General features: G+C 71.7%; 19 protein-coding genes and 1 pseudogene. 8 read left to right on the top strand and 12 right to left on the bottom strand.

The window, feature by feature from the left end; all coding sequences use genetic code 11:
• The 3 genes and pseudogenes from GWK25_RS17895 to GWK25_RS17885 form a co-directional block, all read left to right on the top strand.
• Positions 1-187: pseudogene (locus tag GWK25_RS17895) on the top strand (hypothetical protein); the annotation flags it as partial.
• Between the two features lie 16 nt (positions 188-203).
• Complete coding sequence (locus GWK25_RS17890; protein ID WP_215451334.1) at positions 204-2150, top strand: serine/threonine-protein kinase; 1947 nt, start codon at positions 204-206, stop codon at positions 2148-2150.
• A gap of 22 nt (positions 2151-2172) precedes the next feature.
• On the top strand, positions 2173-2328 hold the full coding sequence (locus GWK25_RS17885) for a hypothetical protein (protein WP_215451331.1): 156 nt from the start codon (positions 2173-2175) through the stop codon (positions 2326-2328).
• A gap of 43 nt (positions 2329-2371) precedes the next feature.
• Here the strand turns inward: GWK25_RS17885 and GWK25_RS17880 are convergent, their stop codons facing one another.
• The 4 genes from GWK25_RS17880 to GWK25_RS17865 form a co-directional block, all read right to left on the bottom strand.
• Positions 2372-3592, bottom strand: coding sequence for a sensor histidine kinase (locus GWK25_RS17880; protein WP_215457414.1), 1221 nt, complete (start codon positions 3590-3592; stop codon positions 2372-2374).
• A 73-nt stretch (positions 3593-3665) separates the two neighbouring features.
• Positions 3666-5411: a cation acetate symporter gene (locus GWK25_RS17875; protein ID WP_215451327.1), complete on the bottom strand. Its 1746-nt coding sequence runs from the start codon at positions 5409-5411 to the stop codon at positions 3666-3668.
• 21 nt (positions 5412-5432) lie between these two features.
• Positions 5433-5789: a hypothetical protein gene (locus tag GWK25_RS17870; RefSeq protein ID WP_215451324.1), complete on the bottom strand. Its 357-nt coding sequence runs from the start codon at positions 5787-5789 to the stop codon at positions 5433-5435.
• A gap of 9 nt (positions 5790-5798) precedes the next feature.
• Complete coding sequence (locus GWK25_RS17865) at positions 5799-6566, bottom strand: LytTR family DNA-binding domain-containing protein (protein ID WP_215451321.1); 768 nt, start codon at positions 6564-6566, stop codon at positions 5799-5801.
• A gap of 102 nt (positions 6567-6668) precedes the next feature.
• On the opposite strand from GWK25_RS17865, the gene GWK25_RS17860 reads away from it, so the two are divergent.
• The 5 genes from GWK25_RS17860 (at position 6669) to GWK25_RS17840 (ending at position 11545) form a co-directional block, all read left to right on the top strand.
• Entirely contained in the window at positions 6669-7160 is a 492-nt protein-coding gene (locus GWK25_RS17860; protein ID WP_045562354.1) for an Lrp/AsnC family transcriptional regulator, read from the top strand.
• 122 nt (positions 7161-7282) lie between these two features.
• Positions 7283-8113 carry a dimethylargininase gene (gene ddaH / locus GWK25_RS17855; RefSeq protein WP_215451317.1) on the top strand — a complete coding sequence of 277 codons (831 nt, stop codon included), beginning with the start codon at positions 7283-7285 and terminating at the stop codon, positions 8111-8113.
• Positions 8110-9336 carry an ornithine--oxo-acid transaminase gene (gene rocD, locus GWK25_RS17850; RefSeq protein WP_215451314.1) on the top strand — a complete coding sequence of 409 codons (1227 nt, stop codon included), beginning with the start codon at positions 8110-8112 and terminating at the stop codon, positions 9334-9336. The genes ddaH and rocD overlap by 4 nt, the downstream gene beginning before the upstream one ends.
• Positions 9337-9709: 373 nt before the next feature.
• The gene (locus tag GWK25_RS17845) at positions 9710-10429 is read left to right on the top strand and encodes a 1-acyl-sn-glycerol-3-phosphate acyltransferase (RefSeq protein ID WP_215451311.1); all 720 of its coding nucleotides are present in this window, start codon (positions 9710-9712) and stop codon (positions 10427-10429) included.
• Between the two features lie 90 nt (positions 10430-10519).
• Positions 10520-11545: an NAD(P)-dependent oxidoreductase gene (locus tag GWK25_RS17840; RefSeq protein WP_215457413.1), complete on the top strand. Its 1026-nt coding sequence runs from the start codon at positions 10520-10522 to the stop codon at positions 11543-11545.
• A gap of 114 nt (positions 11546-11659) precedes the next feature.
• Here GWK25_RS17840 and GWK25_RS17835 read toward each other — a convergent pair whose 3' ends face one another.
• From GWK25_RS17835 to GWK25_RS17800, 8 genes are all read right to left on the bottom strand, one after another.
• Positions 11660-13249 carry an alpha/beta hydrolase gene (locus GWK25_RS17835; RefSeq protein ID WP_215451309.1) on the bottom strand — a complete coding sequence of 530 codons (1590 nt, stop codon included), beginning with the start codon at positions 13247-13249 and terminating at the stop codon, positions 11660-11662.
• Positions 13250-13412: 163 nt separating this feature from the next.
• Positions 13413-14210 (bottom strand): urease accessory protein UreD, encoded by a 798-nt coding sequence (locus GWK25_RS17830; RefSeq protein WP_215457412.1) that lies wholly within the window; start codon positions 14208-14210, stop codon positions 13413-13415.
• Positions 14207-14890, bottom strand: coding sequence for an urease accessory protein UreG (gene ureG, locus GWK25_RS17825; RefSeq protein ID WP_215451305.1), 684 nt, complete (start codon positions 14888-14890; stop codon positions 14207-14209). The genes GWK25_RS17830 and ureG overlap by 4 nt, the downstream gene beginning before the upstream one ends.
• Before the next feature lie 297 nt (positions 14891-15187).
• Positions 15188-15862 (bottom strand): urease accessory protein UreF, encoded by a 675-nt coding sequence (locus GWK25_RS17820; protein ID WP_215451302.1) that lies wholly within the window; start codon positions 15860-15862, stop codon positions 15188-15190.
• Positions 15863-15877: 15 nt separating this feature from the next.
• A complete protein-coding gene (locus tag GWK25_RS17815; protein WP_215451296.1) occupies positions 15878-17599 on the bottom strand; it encodes an urease subunit alpha in 1722 nt (573 codons plus the stop codon).
• Positions 17592-17903, bottom strand: a complete 312-nt coding sequence (locus GWK25_RS17810; protein WP_184896850.1) for an urease subunit beta — start codon at positions 17901-17903, stop codon at positions 17592-17594. The genes GWK25_RS17815 and GWK25_RS17810 overlap by 8 nt, the downstream gene beginning before the upstream one ends.
• A 9-nt stretch (positions 17904-17912) precedes the next feature.
• Positions 17913-18215: an urease subunit gamma gene (locus GWK25_RS17805; RefSeq protein ID WP_037727756.1), complete on the bottom strand. Its 303-nt coding sequence runs from the start codon at positions 18213-18215 to the stop codon at positions 17913-17915.
• Between the two features lie 127 nt (positions 18216-18342).
• Positions 18343-18972, bottom strand: a complete 630-nt coding sequence (locus tag GWK25_RS17800; protein ID WP_215451291.1) for a TetR/AcrR family transcriptional regulator — start codon at positions 18970-18972, stop codon at positions 18343-18345.
• Positions 18973-18991 lie beyond the last annotated feature (19 nt).

The following is an 18991-nucleotide window of genomic DNA, read 5'->3' as shown; positions in this document are numbered from 1 at the left end:
GCCGACCACTCCCGACCCCGACCCGACTCCGCCGGAGGAGAGCGGCCCGCCCACCGACATCCCCACGAGCGCTCCCGATCCGACCGGTGACCCACCCTCCGACGGCCCCGGAGATCCGGGGAATCCGAGCGATTCGAGGCCACCGGGCGACCCCGTCCAGGAACCGGCCCGGTTCATGTGGATCTGACCCCTGGGAGTGACCGATGCAGTCAGACGCACCGCATTCGGGAGTCGGCCGGGTCATCGCCGACCGCTATCTCCTGCTGAATCAGCTGGGCAGCGGCGGCATGGGCCATGTCTGGCTGGCGCACGACCGTCAGCTGGACTGCGAGGTGGCGCTCAAGGAGATCGCGTTCCGGCATCCGGGCGAGGCCGAGCAGGAGCGCACCGCCCGCGTGGCCCGCGCCCGCGCGGAGGCCCGGCACGCCGCCGGACTGCGCGCCCACCCGAACGTGGTCACCGTGCACGACGTCCTGGAACAGGACGAGCTGCCGTGGATCGTCATGGAGTACGTGCCGGGCGCCCTGGACCTGAAGGCGCTGGTGAGCCGGCGAGGCGCTCTCGCGCCTGCCGAGTGCGCCCGCATCGGACTCGCCGTGCTGGACGCGCTGACCGCCGGGCACGAGCGCGGCATCATGCACCGGGACGTCAAGCCGGCCAACATCCTGCTCGCCCCGGACCGCACCGGATCACCGTACGCCCGCGTCCTCCTCACCGACTACGGCATCTCCGTCCAGCCGGACACCCAGGAGACCCGGTACACCCGGACCCATGTCCTGGTCGGGACCGCCGGGTATCTGGCACCCGAGCGGGCGCAGGGCGGGCCGCCGACCGCCGCGTCCGACCTGTTCTCGCTGGGCTGCACGCTCTACCACGCCGTCGAGGGGTACGGGCCGTTCGACCGCGACTCGGACATCGCGGCGCTCACCGCCGTGGTCCTGGAGCAACCGCGTCCCATGCTGCGGGCGGGCGCGCTGGAACCGGTGCTGACCGCCATGCTCGCCAAGGATCCCGTACGCCGGATCACCGCCGCCGAGACCGAGGCGGCGCTCTCCGCGATCGTCATGCCCCAGGCCCACCCGCGCACCGAGACCGACCTCGGCTCGCAACCCCAGTGGGCGAGCGGGCCCACGCACACGGCGGATCACGCGTACCCCCTCGCCCCTCCGGGCGCGCACGAGACGCCGTGGTACGCGCCGTCGGGCGGAGCCGGCGAGCCGGGAGGAGGGAATGCAGCAGCACGTGCGGACGGCTGGTCCCCGCCGGAGCACCGGGCGCAGGGCGCCGGCGGGCATCACCGCCGGCACCGCAGCCGCGCCCTGCTCGCGGGCGTGGCGACCACCCTCGGGCTCGCTCTGGTCGTCGGCGGAACCTGGTACGCCATGGGGAACATGAAGGAGCTGACGGACGGGCTCGGCGGCGGAGGCGGCGGGAACGCGACGCTGCCGTACGGCCAGACCGTGGGCCTGACCGAGCCGCTGAAGGACGGTGACTGCGTGGACGTCACCTGGCGCGACACCCCGTTCACGGACCCGGCCGGGCTTCGGATCGTCGCCGGGTGCGCAGGGCCCGCGATGGACGGCCAGGTGATGGCCTCCTACGAGGTGTCGTCCGCCGAGGACGCCCGCGCGGGCGGCACGGCCCGGTGCGAGCAGCTCACGGCGGAGGCCCGGGACAGGCTCGTGGACGTCCGCTCCCTCGCCGTGGTGCCGACCGACGACGGCTTCGACGCCGCCGGGCGCCGGGTCGCCTGTCTGCTGCTGGGCGAGCGCAGGCCGGTGTGGGGGCCGATCGGTGAGTACCGGACGGTGGGTGAGACGGTGCTCGTCGACGTGGCCACCTTGCAGAAGCAGGACTGCTTCGACCGCATCTCCGAGAACAAGATCCGGCTGGTGTCCTGCCAGGGCCGCCATCGGGAGAAGGTGCTCGGGTTCCATGAGATGAGCTCCGGCATCACCTACGACAAGGCGCAGAAACGGGCTCTGGCGGCCTGCGAGGAGAACCTGCCGCCGGTGCAGTACGGCTATGAGCCTGACCGGACCGGCTCCGGCTTCTGGGTCAGCAAGGACGGCTGGAAAAAGGGCGCACATTTCGTCGTCTGCACTGTCATTTCCGCCACTGGGGGCACCATGGAGGGAGAAGAAGCCTGAGGACCTGAGGAAGGGTGTCGCGATGCCCGGTTCGACGAAGGCCATGGGGGTGCTCACCGTCGGTGGGTTGGTCATGGTGACGGCCTACTCGGTGGCCCTCGGCAGCAACGGCTGGCTGTGGTTCGGCTGGGTCGTCCTGGGTCTGCTGACACTGGGGATGGTGGCGGCACGCAGCTGAGTCCCACCGGGGGCTCAGCAACAGCGTTCGCCCCGGGTGCTCCTCAGGTGCGGGGTATTCCCCCGTCCGGGTGTACGCCCGGCTGGTATTTCGGCAGCCGGGCGGTGATCTTCATGCCTGCGCCCACCGCTGTCTCGATGACCAGGCCGTGGTCGTCCCCGTACACCTGGCGCAGCCGCTCGTCGACATTGCTGAGGCCGATCCCGCCGGACGGGCTGCTCTCGCCGGCGAGGATACGGCGGAGCACGTCCGGTTCCATGCCGACGCCGTCGTCCTCGATGACGACGAGCGCCTCGGCTCCGGCGTCCTGCGCGGTGATGCTGATGTGGCTCTTGCCGGCGGCGGTGACGGACCGGCCTTCGAGGCCGTGCTTCACCGCGTTCTCCACGAGGGGCTGGAGGCAGAGGAAGGGCAGGGTGACCGGCAGGACCTCGGGGGCTATCTGGAGCGTGACCGAGAGCCGGTCGCCGAAGCGGGCCCGCACCAGCGCCAGATAGTGGTCGATGGCGTGGAGTTCGTCGGCGAGGGTGGTGAAGTCGCCGTGCCTGCGGAACGAGTAGCGGGTGAAGTCGGCGAACTCCAGCAGCAGTTCGCGAGCGCGCTCGGGGTCGGTGCGGACGAACGAGGCGATCACCGCGAGCGAGTTGAAGATGAAATGCGGGGAGATCTGGGCGCGCAGGGCCTTGATCTCGGCCTCGATCAGGCGGGTGCGGGACTGGTCGAGATCGGCCAGTTCGAGCTGGACGGAGACCCAGCGGGCGACCTCGCCTGCCGCCCGGACGAGAACGGCGGACTCGCGGGGGGCACAGGCGACCAGCGCCCCGTGGACCCGGTCGTCGACCGTGAGGGGGGCGACCACCGCCCAGCGCACCGGGCAGTCGATGATGTCGCAGGTCAGCGGGAAGGCCTCGCCCCGACCGGTCTCCAGGGGGCCCGCCAGGCGCCCCATGATCTCGGCGCGGTGGTGCTCGGCGACGCCCTCCCAGGCGAGGACGGACTCGTGGTCGGTGAGGCAGAGCGCGTCCGTGCCGAGCAGGGTGCGCAGCCGTTTGGCCGATCTGCGGGCCGTCTCCTCCGTGAGGCCGGCGCGCAGCGGAGGCGCGGCGAGGGTGGCGGTGTGCAGGGTCTGGAAGGTGGCGTGCTCGACGGGTGTGCCGAGCCCGCCGAGGCTGCTGCGGGGGCGGACCGTACGCCGGCCGAGCCAGAAGCCGGCCGCGAGCAGCGGCAGCACGGCCACGCAGAACCCGGCCAGGAAACCGGTCACTTCACCGCTCATCGCTCACCTCCTGCATCTGGTACACCGCTCACCGCTCGTGGGTTCCCGTCCCGGTCGCCCCTCATCGCCGCCACAGTTCGATCTCCTTGGTCGCCGCGCGGGTCCGGCCGCCGACGAGTTCCTCCGGGAGGTGGAAGCGGGCCAGGATGGCCGGTGTCTCGGGCGGGACCTTGCCGGGGGTCGCCAGGGACACCAGGACCATCGTGAGGAAGCCGAGCGGTACGGACCAGAGGGCGGGCCAGGCCAGCAGGGCGTGCAGGGTGCCGGTGCCGGGGTATCCGGCCATGGTCGCGGCGACCGCGAGGAGGGCCGCGCCGCCTCCGACGAGCATGCCCGCGGCGGCGCCCGGCGGGGTCAGGCGCCGCCACCAGATGCCGAGGACGAGCAGCGGGCAGAACGAGGACGCCGAGACGGCGAAGGCGAGGCCGACCGCGTCGGCGACGGGCAGCCCGCCGACCAGGACGCTCGCGGCGAGCGGCACCGCCATGGCGAGCACCGTGCCGAGCCGGAAGTGGCGTACGCCCCGGGCGGGCAGCACGTCCTGGGTGAGGACGCCGGCGACCGCCATGGTCAGTCCGGACGCGGTGGACAGGAACGCGGCGAAGGCGCCGCCCGCGACCAGCGCGCCGAGCAGGTCTCCGCCGAGGCCGCCGATCATCCGGTCGGGGAGCAGGAGAACGGCCGCGTCGGCGTCGCCGGTGAGGGTGAGGTCGGGGGCGTAGAGCCGGCCGAGTGCCCCGTAGATCGGGGGCAGGAGGTAGAAGACGCCGATCATGCCGAGGACGACGACCGTGGTGCGGCGGGCGGCGACCCCGTCCGGGCTGGTGTAGAAGCGGACGACGACGTGGGGCAGGCCCATGGTGCCGAGGAAGGTGGCGAGGATCAGCCCGTAGGTGGCGTACAGAGGGCGTTCCTCGCGGCCGGACGCGAGCGAGGTGGACATGCCGCCGTTGGTGCCGCGGTCGGCGACGGGGACGGTGTCGCCCTCGGTGAAGGTCAGACGGGTGCCCTTCTCGATGCGGTGGGTGCCGCCGGGCAGGTCCACGCGCCGGTCGTCGTAGCGGCGACCGTCGATCGTGCCGGTGGCGGTGACGGTGAGCGGGCCGCCGAGCTTCAGGTCGACGGTCTCGTCGACTCGGACGACACGCTGTTCGCGGAAGGTCGCCGGCTCGTCGAAGGCGTGGCGCGGGGCACCGTCGCCCTGCCAGGCGAGGACGAGGAAGAGCGCGGGGACGAGGAGGGCCGTGAGCTTGAGCCAGTACTGGAAGGCCTGGACGAAGGTGATGCTGCGCATGCCGCCGGCGGCGACCGTGGCGGAGACGACGACCGCGACGATGACGCCGCCGAGCCACTCGGGGGCGTCCGTGAGCACGTTCAACGTCAGACCGGCGCCCTGGAGCTGGGGCAGGAGGTAGAGCCAGCCGACGCCGACGACGAAGGCGCCCGCGAGCCGTCGTACGGTCTTGGAGGCGAGCCGAGCCTCGGCGAAGTCGGGCAGGGTGTACGCGCCGGAGCGGCGCAGCGGGGCCGCGACGAACAGCAGGAGGACGAGGTAGCCGGCGGTGTAGCCGACCGGGTACCAGAGCATGTCGGGGCCCTGGACGAGGACGAGGCCGGCGATGCCGAGGAAGGACGCGGCGGAGAGGTACTCGCCGCTGATCGCGGCCGCGTTGAGGCGGGGCCCGACGGTGCGGGAGGCGACGTAGAAGTCGGAGGTGGTGCGGGATATGCGCAGGCCGAAGGCGCCGACGAGGACGGTCGCGACGACGACGAGGGCGACCGCGGGGACGGCGTAGTTCTCGTTCACGGGTTCACTGCTTCCGTCGCCTCAGCGGTCCTCGACGAGGCGGACGAGGTCCTGTTCGTTGCGTTCGGCGCGGCGTACGTGCCGCAGGGCCAGGAGGACCAGGGGTGGGTAGACGCCGAAGCCGAGGAGGGCCCACTCCAGGCCGGCTCCGTCCGGCATCGCGGCGAAGACCAGGGGCAGCGGGCCGACCAGCAGGACCAGGACCGCGAACACGGCGAGGGCGGCGCGGAGCTGGCTGCGCATGAGGGAGCGGACGTAGGTGTGGCCGAGGGTGGTCTGTTCGTCGATCTCGGTGCGGGGGCGCTGGTGGCCGGGGCGGGGGGTGCGGCGGGGCACTCCGGTGACGACGACGCGGCGTTCGGTGGGGTCGTTCGGCATGGCGGCTCCTCAGCCCGTGGTCCGGCGCATCAGCAGGTCGCGCAGTTCGCGGGCGTGGCGACGGCTGACCTGGAGTTCCACGGAGCCGACGAGGACGCTGACCGTGCCCGCGTCCAGGCGGAGTTCGCCGACGTGCCGGAGGGCGACGAGATGGCGGCGGTGGATGCGGACGAACCCGCGTGCGCGCCAGCGCTCCTCGAGGGTCGACAGGGGGATGCGGACGAGGTGGCTGCCCTGCGGGGTGTGCAGTCGGGCGTAGTCGCCCTGGGCCTCGACGTGGGTGATGTCGTCGACGGTGACGAAGCGGGTCACCCCGCCGAGTTCGACGGGTATCTGGTCGGGGTCGGGTTCGTGGACGGGGATCGACGGGGCCGGGGCCGTGGTCGCCTCGCGGAGCTGGGCGGCACGGCGGATCGCCTCGGCGAGGCGTTCCCGGCGTACGGGTTTGAGGACGTAGTCGACGGCCTTGAGGTCGAAGGCCTGGACGGCGAAGCCCTCGTGCGCGGTGACGAAGACGACCAGCGGGGGCCGGGCGAAGCCGGTGAGGAGGCGGGCGAGGTCGAGGCCGTCGAGGCCGGCCATCTGGATGTCGAGGAAGACGACGTCGATCGCCTCGGGCCCGTCGGGGCCGGACTCCAGGGCGCGGTTGATCCGGCGCAGTGCCTCGGTGGCGTCGTTGGCGCCCTCGGCGCTGCCGACCCGTGGATCCGCGTTCAGCAGGTACAGCAGCTCCTCCAGGGAGGGTTTCTCGTCATCGACGGCGAGCGCGCGCAGCATGAACGTGGAGTGTAGGAGTAATTCGTACTCCTGCACACGGGCGCGCTGCGGAGGCCTTCGCGCTGGGGGTCGCGGACGCCTTCCGCTGGCTACAGTGCCCTCATGAACAGCAAGTCCGCGGCGTTCGACGAGCTCGACCGCAAGATCATCACGGCGTTGATGGCGAACGCGAGGACCAGCTTCGCCGAGATCGGCTCGGACATCGGGCTGTCGGCCACCGCGGTCAAGCGGCGGGTGGACCGGTTGCGGGAGACCGGGGTGATCACCGGGTTCACGGCCACCGTGCAGCCGGCCGCGCTCGGCTGGCGCACGGAGGCGTACGTGGAGGTGTACTGCGAGGGTGCGGCACCGCCCCGGCGGCTCGCGGAGGTGGTCCGCAACCATCCGGAGATCACGGCGGCGATGACGGTGACCGGGGGCGCGGACGCGCTGCTGCACGTGCGGGCGGTCGACGTGGAGCATTTCGAGGAGGTGCTGGAGCGGATCCGCACCGAGCCGTTCATCCGGAAGACGATCAGCTACATGGTGCTGTCGCACCTGCTGCCGGAGGCTCCGGAGGCCGCCGCGACCCAGGACGCAGCGAACGTGCGCTGAGCGCCTTCAACACGCAGCATTACTGCGCGAACACGCAACGTTTGTTTCTTGTCGTGCGCCTGGCCTGATTCCTACCGTGGTGTCATCCCAGTCGACACCGTCAGGAAGCGGAGAAACCCTCTGTGCCCGACAGCCGTGTGCCGCGCCTTCGGCGCTTTCTCGTCTGCGAACCCAGACACTTCGCCGTGCAGTACTCGATCAACCCCTGGATGCATCCGGACGTCCCCGTGGACGTCGACCTCGCCCAGGATCAGTGGCAGGAACTGATCCGCGCCTACCGGGCCCATGGTCACACCGTGGACGCCGTGGAGCCGGTGGCGGCGCTGCCGGACATGGTGTTCGCGGCAAACTGCGCGCTCGTCCTCGGCGGCCGAGTCCTCGGCTCGCTGTTCCACGCGCCCGAGCGGCGCGCCGAGTCCACCGCCTACGACGCGTGGTTCAAGAACGCCGGGTACGAGGTGTGCCGCTCCGAGTCGGTGTGCGAGGGAGAGGGCGACCTGGTGCCGACCGGTCGCTATCTGCTCGCCGGGACCGGCTTCCGCACCACCCGAGAGGCGCACCGCCAGGCGCAGGAGTTCTTCGGCGTCCCCGTGGTCAGCCTCCAGCTGGTGGACCCGCGGTTCTACCATCTGGACACGGCGCTGTTCGTCCTGGACGAGGGGAGCGACGGCTCCCCGGGCAACATCGCGTACTACCCGGAGGCGTTCTCCCCCGGCAGTCGCGCGGTCCTCGCCCGCCTCTACCCGGACGCGGTGATCGCCACCCGCGAGGACGCCATGGCCTTCGGCCTGAACTCGGTCTCCGACGGCCGTCACGTCTTCATCTCGCCCCGCGCCAAGGAGCTCGCCGACCAGCTCGACCGGCAGGGCTACGTTCCCGTCCCCGTCGACCTCTCGGAGTTCCAGAAGGCCGGCGGCGGCATCAAGTGCGTCACTCAGGAGATCCGCTCATGACCGCTCCCGTCCGCGCACGTTCGTCGGCCGACCTGATCCGCGCCGAGGAGCCCGTCCTCGCGCACAACTACCATCCGCTGCCCGTGGTGGTCGCCCGTGCCGAGGGCACCTGGGTCGAGGACGTCGAGGGCCGCCGCTATCTGGACATGCTGGCCGGCTACTCCGCCCTCAACTTCGGCCACCGCCACCCGGCGCTGATCGAGGCCGCGCACCGCCAGCTCGACACCCTCACCCTCACCTCGCGGGCCTTCCACAACGACCGGCTCGCCGAGTTCGCCGAGTCGCTGGCCGAGCTGACCGGCCTGGACATGGTGCTGCCGATGAACACGGGCGCCGAGGCCGTGGAGAGCGCGATCAAGGTCGCCCGCAAGTGGGCGTACGAGGTGAAGGGCGTCCCGGCCGACCGGGCGACGATCGTGGTGGCCGACGGCAACTTCCACGGCCGGACCACGACGATCGTCAGCTTCTCCACGGATCCGGTGGCCCGGGACGGCTTCGGCCCGTTCACGCCCGGGTTCCGGGTGGTCCCGTACAACGACCTCGCGGCGCTGGAGGCGGCGGTCGACGAGACGACGGCGGCGGTGCTCATCGAGCCCATCCAGGGCGAGGCGGGCGTGCTCATCCCGGACGACGGCTATCTGCGCGGGGTCCGCGAGCTGACCCGGCGCACCGGCTGTCTGTTCATCGCGGACGAGATCCAGTCGGGCCTCGGCCGCACCGGCCGGACGCTCGCCGTGGAACACGAGGACGTCCTCCCCGACGCCGTTCTGCTCGGCAAGGCGCTCGGCGGCGGCATCGTGCCGGTGTCCGCGGTGGTGGCCCGCCGTGAGGTGCTGTCGGTCCTGCGGCCCGGCGAGCACGGCTCGACGTTCGGCGGCAATCCCCTCGCCGCGGCGGTCGGTTCGGCGGTGGTCGAGCTGCTGCGCACCGGGGAGTTCCAGCTCAGGGCCGCCGAACTCGGCGGGGTGCTGCGGGAGGGGCTCACGGAACTGGTCGGCCGGGGCGTGGTCGGTTTCCGGGCGCGCGGACTGTGGGCGGGCGTCGACGTCGACCCCGCGATCGGTACGGGCCGCGAGATCAGCCGGCGTCTCATGGAGCGGGGCATCCTGGTCAAGGACACCCATGGCTCCACCATCCGGCTGGCCCCGCCCCTGACGATCACGGCGACGGAACTGCGTTCGGCGCTGAACACGCTGGGGGAGGTCCTGGGCGAGACCTCCTGAGATCCGCCGCACCGCCGGGTCCGATCGGGGCACGGCGGTGCGGGGTCCGGTCCCGGGTCGGCGGTGCGGGGTCCCTCATGCCTCGGCGGTGCGGAGGACTCGGAGCAGGGTCCCCCGGTCCGCCGTCCGCCGCGCCCCCGCTCTCCCGGTCCGCAGGGGCCGGTCCGCCGGGGGCGGGTCGGCGTTCTCGCTGTTCGGTTTCCTCCGGCCTTCTCCCGGTGACGTGGCACGTAGGGCTACGATCAATCGTCGACACGCGGGACGAGGCCCACCAGCGCTCATTCGCCTGACGCTGCGTCAGCGAGGTCGGCGAGGAGTCCTCGTGAGTCCGAACACGTCCACAGAGCCGATCCGGTAGCGCGAGGGAGACGCCGTGTTCTATTACCTGCTCAAGTACGTGCTTCTGGGCCCCCTGCTGAGACTGGTCTTCCGGCCTCGCATCGAGGGCCTCGAACACGTGCCGTCGTCGGGCGCGGCCATCGTCGCGGGCAATCACCTGTCCTTCTCGGACCACTTCCTGATGCCCGCGATCCTCAAGCGCCGCATCACCTTCCTGGCGAAGGCCGAGTACTTCACCGGACCGGGCCTGAAGGGCAGGTTGACGGCCTTCTTCTTCCACAGCGTCGGGCAGATCCCGGTCGACCGTTCCGGCAAGGAGGCGGGCCAGGCAGCCATCCGTGAGGGGCTCGGCGTGCTGAGCAAGGACGAGCTCCTCGGCATCTATCCCGAGGGCACCCGTTCGCACGACGGCCGCCTCTACAAGGGCAAGGTCGGCGTCGCCGTCATGGCGCTCAAGGCCAAGGTGCCCGTCATCCCGTGCGCCATGATCGGCACCTTCGAGGCGCAACCCCCGGGCAAGGTCATCCCCAACATCCACCCCGTCGTCATCCGCTTCGGCGAGCCCCTCGACTTCTCGCGCTACGAGGGCATGGAGAACGAGAAGGCCGTGCTCCGCGCCATCACCGACGAGATCATGTACGCGATCCTCGCGCTCTCCGAGCAGGAGTACGTCGACCAGTACGCGGCCGTCGTGAAGGCGGAGGAGGCCGCTGCGGCGAAGGAGCGCAGGTTCCCGCGCATGCCGCTGAGTTGAGCGCATCGGTCCAGGCGTTCTGCCGGTGGCAGAGCGTCCCCGCACCCGCCGCCCGGACATCGTACGGTCGGGGCCATGACACGACGTGCTGTGGTGATCGGAGCGACGGGACAGATCGGCCGGGTGGCCGTGGGCGCGCTGGCGCGCGACGGGTGGGAGGTGACGGCCGTCTCGCGGGGCGGCGGCCGGGACGACGACTGGCCGGATGAGGTACGGAGCGTCTCCGCCGACCGTGGCGACGACGCGGCACTGGCGGCCGCGATCGGTGACGGCTGCGACGCGCTGGTGGACGTGGTCGCCTACGGCCCCGAACACGCCCGGCAGTTGCTGGCGCTGGCCGACCGGGTGGGCTCGGCGGTCGTCGTCTCCAGCGTCTCGGTGTACGAGGACGACGAGGGCCGCAACTTCGACACCCAGGCGGAGCCCGGCGGCTTCCCCGCCTACCCGTCGCCCCTGCCCGAGAGTCAGCGCACGGTCCGGCCGGGCGACACCTCGTACAGCACCCGCAAGGCCGGCCTGGAGCGTGAACTCCTCGCCGGGGGCGACCGGTTGCCCACGACCCTGCTGCGCGCGGGCGCCGTCCACGGACCGTACTGCCGTACCCCGCGCGAGCTCTACTTCGTCAAGCGCAACCTGGACGGCAGGCCGCGCCGGGTCCTCGCGTACGGCGGTGCGAGCCGCTTCCATCCGGCGAGCGTCCACAACATCGCCGAGCTGATCCGGCTGGCCGCCGCCCGGCCCGGTTCCCGGGCGCTGAACGCCGTCGACCCCGACGCGCCCACCGTCGTGGAGATCGCCGCCGCCATCGACGCGGTGATGGGTGTACGGACGGAGAACGTGCTCGTGGACGGTCCCGCCCCGTCACCCACGGTGGGCGACACTCCGTGGTCGGTGCCGATGCCCGTGGTGTGCGACATGTCGGCGGCGGAGCGGGAGTTGGACTACCGCCCGGTGGTCCGGTACGCGGAGTCGCTGCCGCGCACGGTCGCGTGGATCGAGGACAGGCTGGCGGGCGGACGGGACTGGCGTGAGGCCTACCCCCGGATGGCCGAGGTGTACGGGGACCTCTTCGACTACGCGGCCGAGGACGCCTGGCTGGCGGGGCGACAGGCGTGAACGCCCGCGCAGGGGCGTGAGCGGCGCATGGGTGAGGGGGCGACCGACGTTGCCGGTCGCCCCCTCACCGTTCTCTCATGGCCCTACGGCCCCTTCACGCTACGGGTGGAGGTCCTACGGGGTCGGCGTGGCGTGCGGGGCGCACTTCACGTCGGCCTTGCCCACCTTGCCGGTGAGCAGGTAGGTGTCCACGCGTTCGTTGACGCACGGGTTCACCAGGCCGGTGACTCCGTGGGAGCCGGCCTTCGTCTCCGTGATCAGACGCGAACCCTTGAACCGCTTGTGCAGCTCGACGGCGCCCTCGTACGGCGTGGCCGCGTCCCGCTCGGACTGGACGATCAGGACGGGCGGCAGGCCCTTGTTGGTCTTGACGTCCACCGGGGTGTACTGCTTGGACTGCCAGGTGGCGCACGGCAGGTTCATCCAGGCGTTGGCCCAGGTCATGAACGGGTGGTTCTTGTGCAGCCGGGTGTTGTCGCGGTCCCACTTCTTCCAGCTCGTGGGCCACTTGGCGTCGGTGCACTCGACCGCCGTGTAGACGGCGTTGCCGTTCTCGGAGGCGGCGTTGCCCGCGGTGTCGGTGAGGTCCGGGGCGGCCGCGTCGACCAGCGCCTGGGTGTCACCGGCGGCGTACTTGCTCCACACCTGGGCGGTGGGTGCCCACGCGGAGTCGTAGTACGGGGCGCTCTGGAAGAAGGAGATCAGCTCGGCCGGGCCGACCAGCCCGCCGAGCGGGTTCTTCTTCGCGGTGGCGCGCAGCTTCAGCCAGTTCGCCTGCACCTTCGCCCGGGTGTCACCGAGGTGGTAGGTGGCGTCGTTCGCCGCGACCCACTTCGTCCAGTCCTTCCAGCGGCCCTCGAAGGCGACGTCCTGGTCCAGGTTGGCCTGGTACCAGATCTTCTCGCGGGAGGGGTTCACCACGCTGTCGACGACCATGCGGCGCACGTGGTTCGGGAAGAGGGTGCCGTAGACGGCGCCGATGTACGTGCCGTACGAGACGCCGAGGAAGTTGAGCTTCTTCTCCCCGAGGGCGGCCCGGATGACGTCCAGGTCACGCGCGGTGTTCGGGGTGGTCATGTGCGGCAGCATCGCGCCGCTGCGCTCCTTGCAGCCGGCCGCGTACTTCGCCGCGAGCCTGCGCTGCTTGCGCTTGTCGGCCTCGGAGTCCGGGACCGGGTCCATCTTGGGCGCCTTGACGAACTCCTGCGGGTCGGCACAGGAGATGGGCGCCGACTTGCCGACACCACGCGGGTCGAAGCCCACGAAGTCGTAGGCCTTGGCCGTGTTGACCCACAACGGGTTCTTGGTGGTGACCCGGCGCGGGAAGCGCAGGCCCGAGCCGCCCGGACCGCCGGGGTTGTAGATGAGCGCGCCCTGGCGCTCCTCCTTGGTACCGGTGCTGTTGATCCGGTCGACGGCGAGCTTGATCTGCTTGCCGTTCGGCTTGGCGTAGTCCAGCGGCACGGTGACCCAGCCGCACTGGATGGGCTTCTCCAGGCCCCAGCCCTCGGGGCAGTCCTGCCAGGCGATGCCCTTCTTCGCCGCCTTCTCGGCGGCTACGGCGACTCCCTTGGCCTCACGGTCCCGCGCACTCGCACCGTCCGCGGCACCGGCCGCGGGCGCGGTGACGGCACTGGCTATCAGGGTCGCCGTGACGAGCAGTCCGGCGGAGCCGAACGCTCCCGCCCTTCTCGTCGGCCTCATACCTCTCAAGAGGGAACTCCCCGTACATCGATTCGAACTGTCGAATGGTCACGGGGATCCTCGTACCTGCGAGGCACCTGGGAACAGGGGGCCGACGCGTTCTTTACTAATCCGATAACCGGTGCGGAAAGTCCCGTTCAGCGGATGGCGGACTGGCTCCCCCTCAACCGTCCAACTCCGCGAGAGCCTGGTCGAGCACACGCCGCAGCCGCAGCGCGTCGGGGGCGAGCGCGCTGACGAGGACCGCGGGGCCGGCGAGCGGAGTGAGCACGGCAGTCTCCCCCAACACCCTCGGCTCGGGCAGCTTGTCGACGAACTCCGGCCGTACGACCAGCAGTTGCCCGAGCGCCCGGTGTCCGCCGAGCACCGCGGGTCCGTCCCAGCCGCCGGGTGCCCCCGGCCCGCACCCCACCTCCTGGTCGAGCAACGGCCGCCCGCCGAGCAGCAGGGTGAGCCGACTCCGCAACCGTCCCGGCTCCTCACCGGCCCGGCCGAGCACCTGCTCCTCCCGGAACACCGACCGCGCCCCCACGGCGAGTTCGAGCCGCGTCGACACGGCCAGGTCGCTCCCCTGGGCGGAGATCAACTGCTCGGGCAGCCACCGCAGTTCGCCTCCGGCGGCCACGTCGATCCGTACGTCGTAGCGGGCCTCTCCACCGGCCTGCCCGGGCAGCGCGATCGTCGCGGCGGCCGACCCGACGTCCAGCCGGGCCTCCTCGCCGACCTCCGCCTCGACGGCGAACCGGTCCCCGCCGAGCGGCCCGCTCATCGCCCCGACCAGCATGACGCGCGCCGCGTCACCGCTCCCCCGGGTGCGCCGCAGGGCCAGGGGTCCGTCGCTCTCCAGCACCGGCAGGGCCGTACCGCCCCGCCCGTCGGCGCGGGCCGCGACACGCGCGGTGGCCCGGACACCGGTGGTCCCCCTGTCCCGCCGCACTGCGGCCCCTCGGACCACCGTCATGCCGTCCACGACGCGAGCTTCTCCCGGACCCAGGCGGCGACGTCCGCGACCCCGGTCTCGCCGCGCAACGACTGGAACACCACGGGCAGGTGCGCCCGCTGCGCTTTCGCGTCCGCGGCCATCCGGGCGAGGTCGGACCCCACGTACGGCGCGAGGTCCGTCTTGTTGACGACGAGCAGATCGGCGGTGGTGACACCGGGCCCGCCCTTCCGGGGGATGTCGTCGCCCCCGGCCACGTCGATGACGAAGATCTGCGCGTCGACGAGGCCCTTGGAGAAGGTGGCGGTCAGATTGTCGCCGCCGGACTCGACGAGGATCAGGTCGAGCGGTCCGACCTCGTCCTCCAGATCCTCCACGGCCTCCAGGTTCGCGGAGATGTCGTCCCGGATGGCCGTGTGCGGGCACGCCCCCGTCTCCACGGCCGTGATCCGCTCGGGCGGCAGCACGGCCTCCCTCAGCAGGAACTCTGCGTCCTCCCGGGTGTAGATGTCGTTCGTCACGACCGCGAGGGACAACTCGTCCCGCAACGCCCGGCACAGCGCGGCGACGGTCGCCGTCTTGCCGGACCCCACGGGCCCACCGAGCCCGACGCGCAGGGCCCGCCGAGTCCCGTCGGGCCGCCGCGCGTCCGCGGCGAGGGCAGAGGGGCCGTCGTGGGAGTGGGTGTGGTCCAGATGCATGAGTGCGGCTCCTTGTTCGAGGGGGGGGGTGGGATCTGCGCGGAATAGCTCGGGGAGAACGGTCGTGGGCGGGTACGGGGCGGCGGGGGCTGGTCGCGCAGTTCCCCGCGCCCCTAAATGCTGCAGGCACCCGCGGCCCAGAAGGCGAAAGGCCGCGGGCCTGAAAAGCCGGGGCGCAGCCCCGTCTTTTCAGGGGCGCGGGGAACTGCGCGAGAAGCCCCACCGGACGGACGCCTGGGGGGAGGGGCGCAGCCCCTTGAGGATGGGACGGGTAGGGGCGGCGGGGGCGAACCCCTCTCAGGACGCGAACAACCGCACGGGCCAAGCCGCATGCACCTCCGCACCGATCTCCGACAACGGCCCGGAAGCCACCGGCAGACCCCCCACCCCACCGGCCCCCACCCCCCGCGCCGCCTCGACCGCCGCCCCCACCACCCCGTCCATCTCGGGAGCCAACCGCGCCAACACCCCCGTCGCCTCGAACGGATCGAGACTCAGCAACCGCACCGTCGCACTGGCCGCCCCGCTCACACTCTCGTACGCGGCGCAGTACGCGGCATCGTCCGCCCTCAGCCCGGCGACACGGGCGGTGACCCCCAGCACGACCGGCTGGTGCGCCCCCTTGGGGAACGCCCGCGCCACCGCGTCCAGCTCCCCGGAGGGCCACGTCGCCCGCGCCGCCCGCATCAACTGCCGCCCCAGCTTCCGCGAGGCGACCCGCAGCGCGAGCGACGGCGTACGGGCGTCGGCGGCCACGTCCAGCTCGACCGGGTCGACACCCAGCGCGGCGGCGGCCGCGAGGGACGCCGACACCAGTCCGGCGGTGTGCAGACGCCCCCGGCAGAACGCCTCCAGGCCCTCCGCCCCGGTGATCAGCCCGGCCTTGACGGCCGCCTCGGCCCCGCCGGAGTGCGCGTGCCCCCCGGCGGGGAAGCGGCCGTCGGCCAGGACGAGAAGAGTCGCCCTAGACATCACGGACCCCAGCCATCAGAAGAGGAAGTAACGCTGGGCCATGGGCAGTTCGGCGGCCGGTGTCGCCTCGACCAGTTCCCCGTCGATGTGCACGGCGAAGCTGTCGGGGTCGACGCGCACCTCGGGCCGCGCGTCGTTCTCCCGCATGTCGGCCTTGGTGACCCCCCGGGTCGACTCGATGGCGACGAACCGCTTGCCCAGCGAGAGCCGCTCCGGCAGCCCGTCCTCGATGGCGAGCGGTGCCACGAAGTTGAACGAGTTGGAGGCGGGCGCCCGCCCGATGGCCCCGTACATGGGACGCGGGAGGATCGGCTGCGGCGTGGGGATGGAGGCGTTGGCGTCGCCCATCTGCGCGTAGGCGATCTGCCCGCCCTTGATCACGAGCTGCGGCTTGACGCCGAAGAACGCGGGCTCCCACAGCACGAGGTCGGCGAGCTTTCCGCTCTCGACGGACCCGATCTCCTTGGAAAGACCCTGCGCGAGCGCCGGGTTGATCGTGTACTTGGCGACATAGCGACGTACCCGTCGGTTGTCCGCACGCCCGTCGCCGGGGAGCGCGCCCCGCCGTCGCTTCATCACGTGCGCGGTCTGCCAGGTCCGCAGGACGACTTCGCCCACCCGGCCCATGGCCTGCGCGTCGGAGGAGATGATCGAGATCGCGCCCAGGTCGTGCAGGATGTCCTCGGCCCCGATGGTCGACGGCCGGATCCGGGACTCGGCGAACGCGAGGTCCTCCGGCACGGCCGCGTTCAGGTGGTGGCAGACCATCAGCATGTCGAGGTGTTCCTCGGCGGTGTTGACGGTGTAGGGCCGGGTCGGGTTGGTGGAACTGGGCAGGACGTGCGGCTCGGAGACCACGGTCATGATGTCGGGCGCGTGCCCGCCGCCCGCGCCCTCGGTGTGGTAGGCGTGGATCCCGCGCCCGGCGATCGCCGCGAGCGTGTCCCCCACGAAACCGGCCTCGTTGAGGGTGTCCGTGTGGATGGCGACCTGGATTCCCGTCCGTTCGGCGACGGTCAGCGAGGCGTCGATGACGGCCGGGGTCGAACCCCAGTCCTCGTGCAGCTTGAGGCCGAGGGCGCCCCCGCGGATCTGGGACAGCATCGCCTCGTGCGAGACCGTGTTGCCCTTGCCGAGGAACCCGATGTTGAGCGGGTACTGCTCCATCGCCTCCAGCATCCGGGCGAGGTGCCAGGGGCCGGGTGTGACGGTCGTGGCCTTCGAGCCCTCCGCCGGTCCCGTGCCGCCACCGACCAGGGTCGTGACACCGGACGACAGGGCCTCGTCGGCGATCTGCGGGCAGATGAAGTGGACGTGGGCGTCGATGGCCCCGGCGGTGACGATCCGCCCGTTGCCCGCGATGATCTCCGTCTCGGGGCCGATGACCAGGTCGGGGTGGATCCCGTCCATGGTGTCGGGGTTGCCCGCCTTGCCGATGCCGGTGATCCGGCCGTCGCGGATGCCGATGTCGGCCTTGACGATGCCCCAGTGGTCGATGATCACCGCGCCGGTGACGACGGTGTCCGGGGTGCCTTCTGCGCGCGTAGCACGCGCCTGGCCCATGGATTCGCGGATGACCTTGCCGCCACCGAACACGGCCTCGTCGCCGGCGAGACCGGGTCCGCCGGAGCGGTCCTCCTCGATCTCGACGAGCAGATCGGTGTCGGCGAGCCGGATGCGGTCACCGGTGGTGGGGCCGAACAGGTCCGCGTACGCGGCACGCGAGATCTCAGGCATCGAGGGCACCTCCGGTCTCCCCGCGCAGACCGGGCACGACACGGGCGCCGGTGAGCGGTACGAGTTCGACGTCGACGGGGATCCCGGGCTCGAAGCGCACGGCGGTGCCGGCGGCGACGTTCAGCCGCTTGCCGCGCGCGGCGGCGCGGTCGAACTCCAGGCCGGGGTTGGCCTCGGCGAAGTGGTAGTGGGAGCCGACCTGGACGGGCCGGTCGGCGGCGTTGAGGACGGTGAGCCGGGTGACCTCGCGGCCCTGGTTGTAGACGATCGGGTCCGAGGCGAACAGGATCTCTCCGGGAATCACGGGCCCCCCTCAGACGATCGGGTCGTGGACGGTGACGAGCTTGGTGCCGTCCGGGAAGGTCGCCTCGACCTGGACGTCGTGGATCATCTCGGGGATGCCCTCCATGACGTCGTCCCGGGTGAGCAACTTCCGCCCGGACGCCATGAGTTCGGCCACCGTACGGCCGTCCCGCGCGCCTTCCAGGAGGTGCGCGGTGATGAGCGCGACGGCCTCGGGGTGGTTCAGCTTCAGGCCGCGGGCCCGGCGCTTCTCCGCCACGTCGGCCGCCACATGGATCAGCAGCCTCTCCTGCTCGTGCGGGGTCAGTTGCACGGCGTCCACCTCACATCCTCGCTCCGGACCGTGCGGGATCCGGTTGCCTCGCCACCGGGCAAATTCGCTGGTGGCGTGGCCGCAGGCTAATTGGGCGGCGTTTCGGCGACGTTAACGCCCCGCCCGCTCAGTCCCGGGCCTTCGGGTCGTCCATGCTCGTCAGCGCCTGCAGACCCAGCTCGACCACCTGGACCGGCGCTTCCCCGAAGAGCGCGTACTGGGCGAGGAACCCCTGGGCGAGCGCCACCATCGTCCGAGCGACGCTGATCGCGGGGATGTCGGTCCGCATCATGCCGGCGTCCTGGTACGCCTCGACGATCTTGACCCATGGCTTGCGGACCTCCGCGAACCCCTCCTGAAGGATGGCGTGCAGCTCGGGGTTGCGCAGTGTCTCCGCCCAGACCTGGACCATGAGCCTCGGATAGAGGGACTCCCCCGCCTCCTCCAGCATGGGCTGGCGGTGCAGGACCCGGCGCAGGACCGTGCCGATCACCACGTCCGGTGGCGGCGGAGGGCTGTCGGTGGTGGCCTCCTCGAACGCTGCGCGCACCTCGGCGAGGACCGTGCCGGCGATCGCGGCGATCAGTTCATCCTTGCCGCTGAAGTAGCGGTAGACCGCCCCGGCGGACAGGTCGGCCTCCTTCAGCACGTCCTGCATGGATGTGGCGTGGAAGCCGTTGCGGGCGAAGCAGCGGGCGGCCGCGTCGAGGATCTGGCGGCGGCGGGCGTCGAGGCGCTCCTGGGATACGCGGGGCATGCCGCCAAACGTAAAACGA

Origin of the sequence: Streptomyces sp. ATCC 21386 (assembly GCF_018728545.1) — a bacterium.
In the GTDB taxonomy this organism is placed as follows: domain Bacteria; phylum Actinomycetota; class Actinomycetes; order Streptomycetales; family Streptomycetaceae; genus Streptomyces.
Note: the sequence above shows the minus strand (reverse complement) of the source record. Positions and strands in the feature narration are given on the sequence as shown.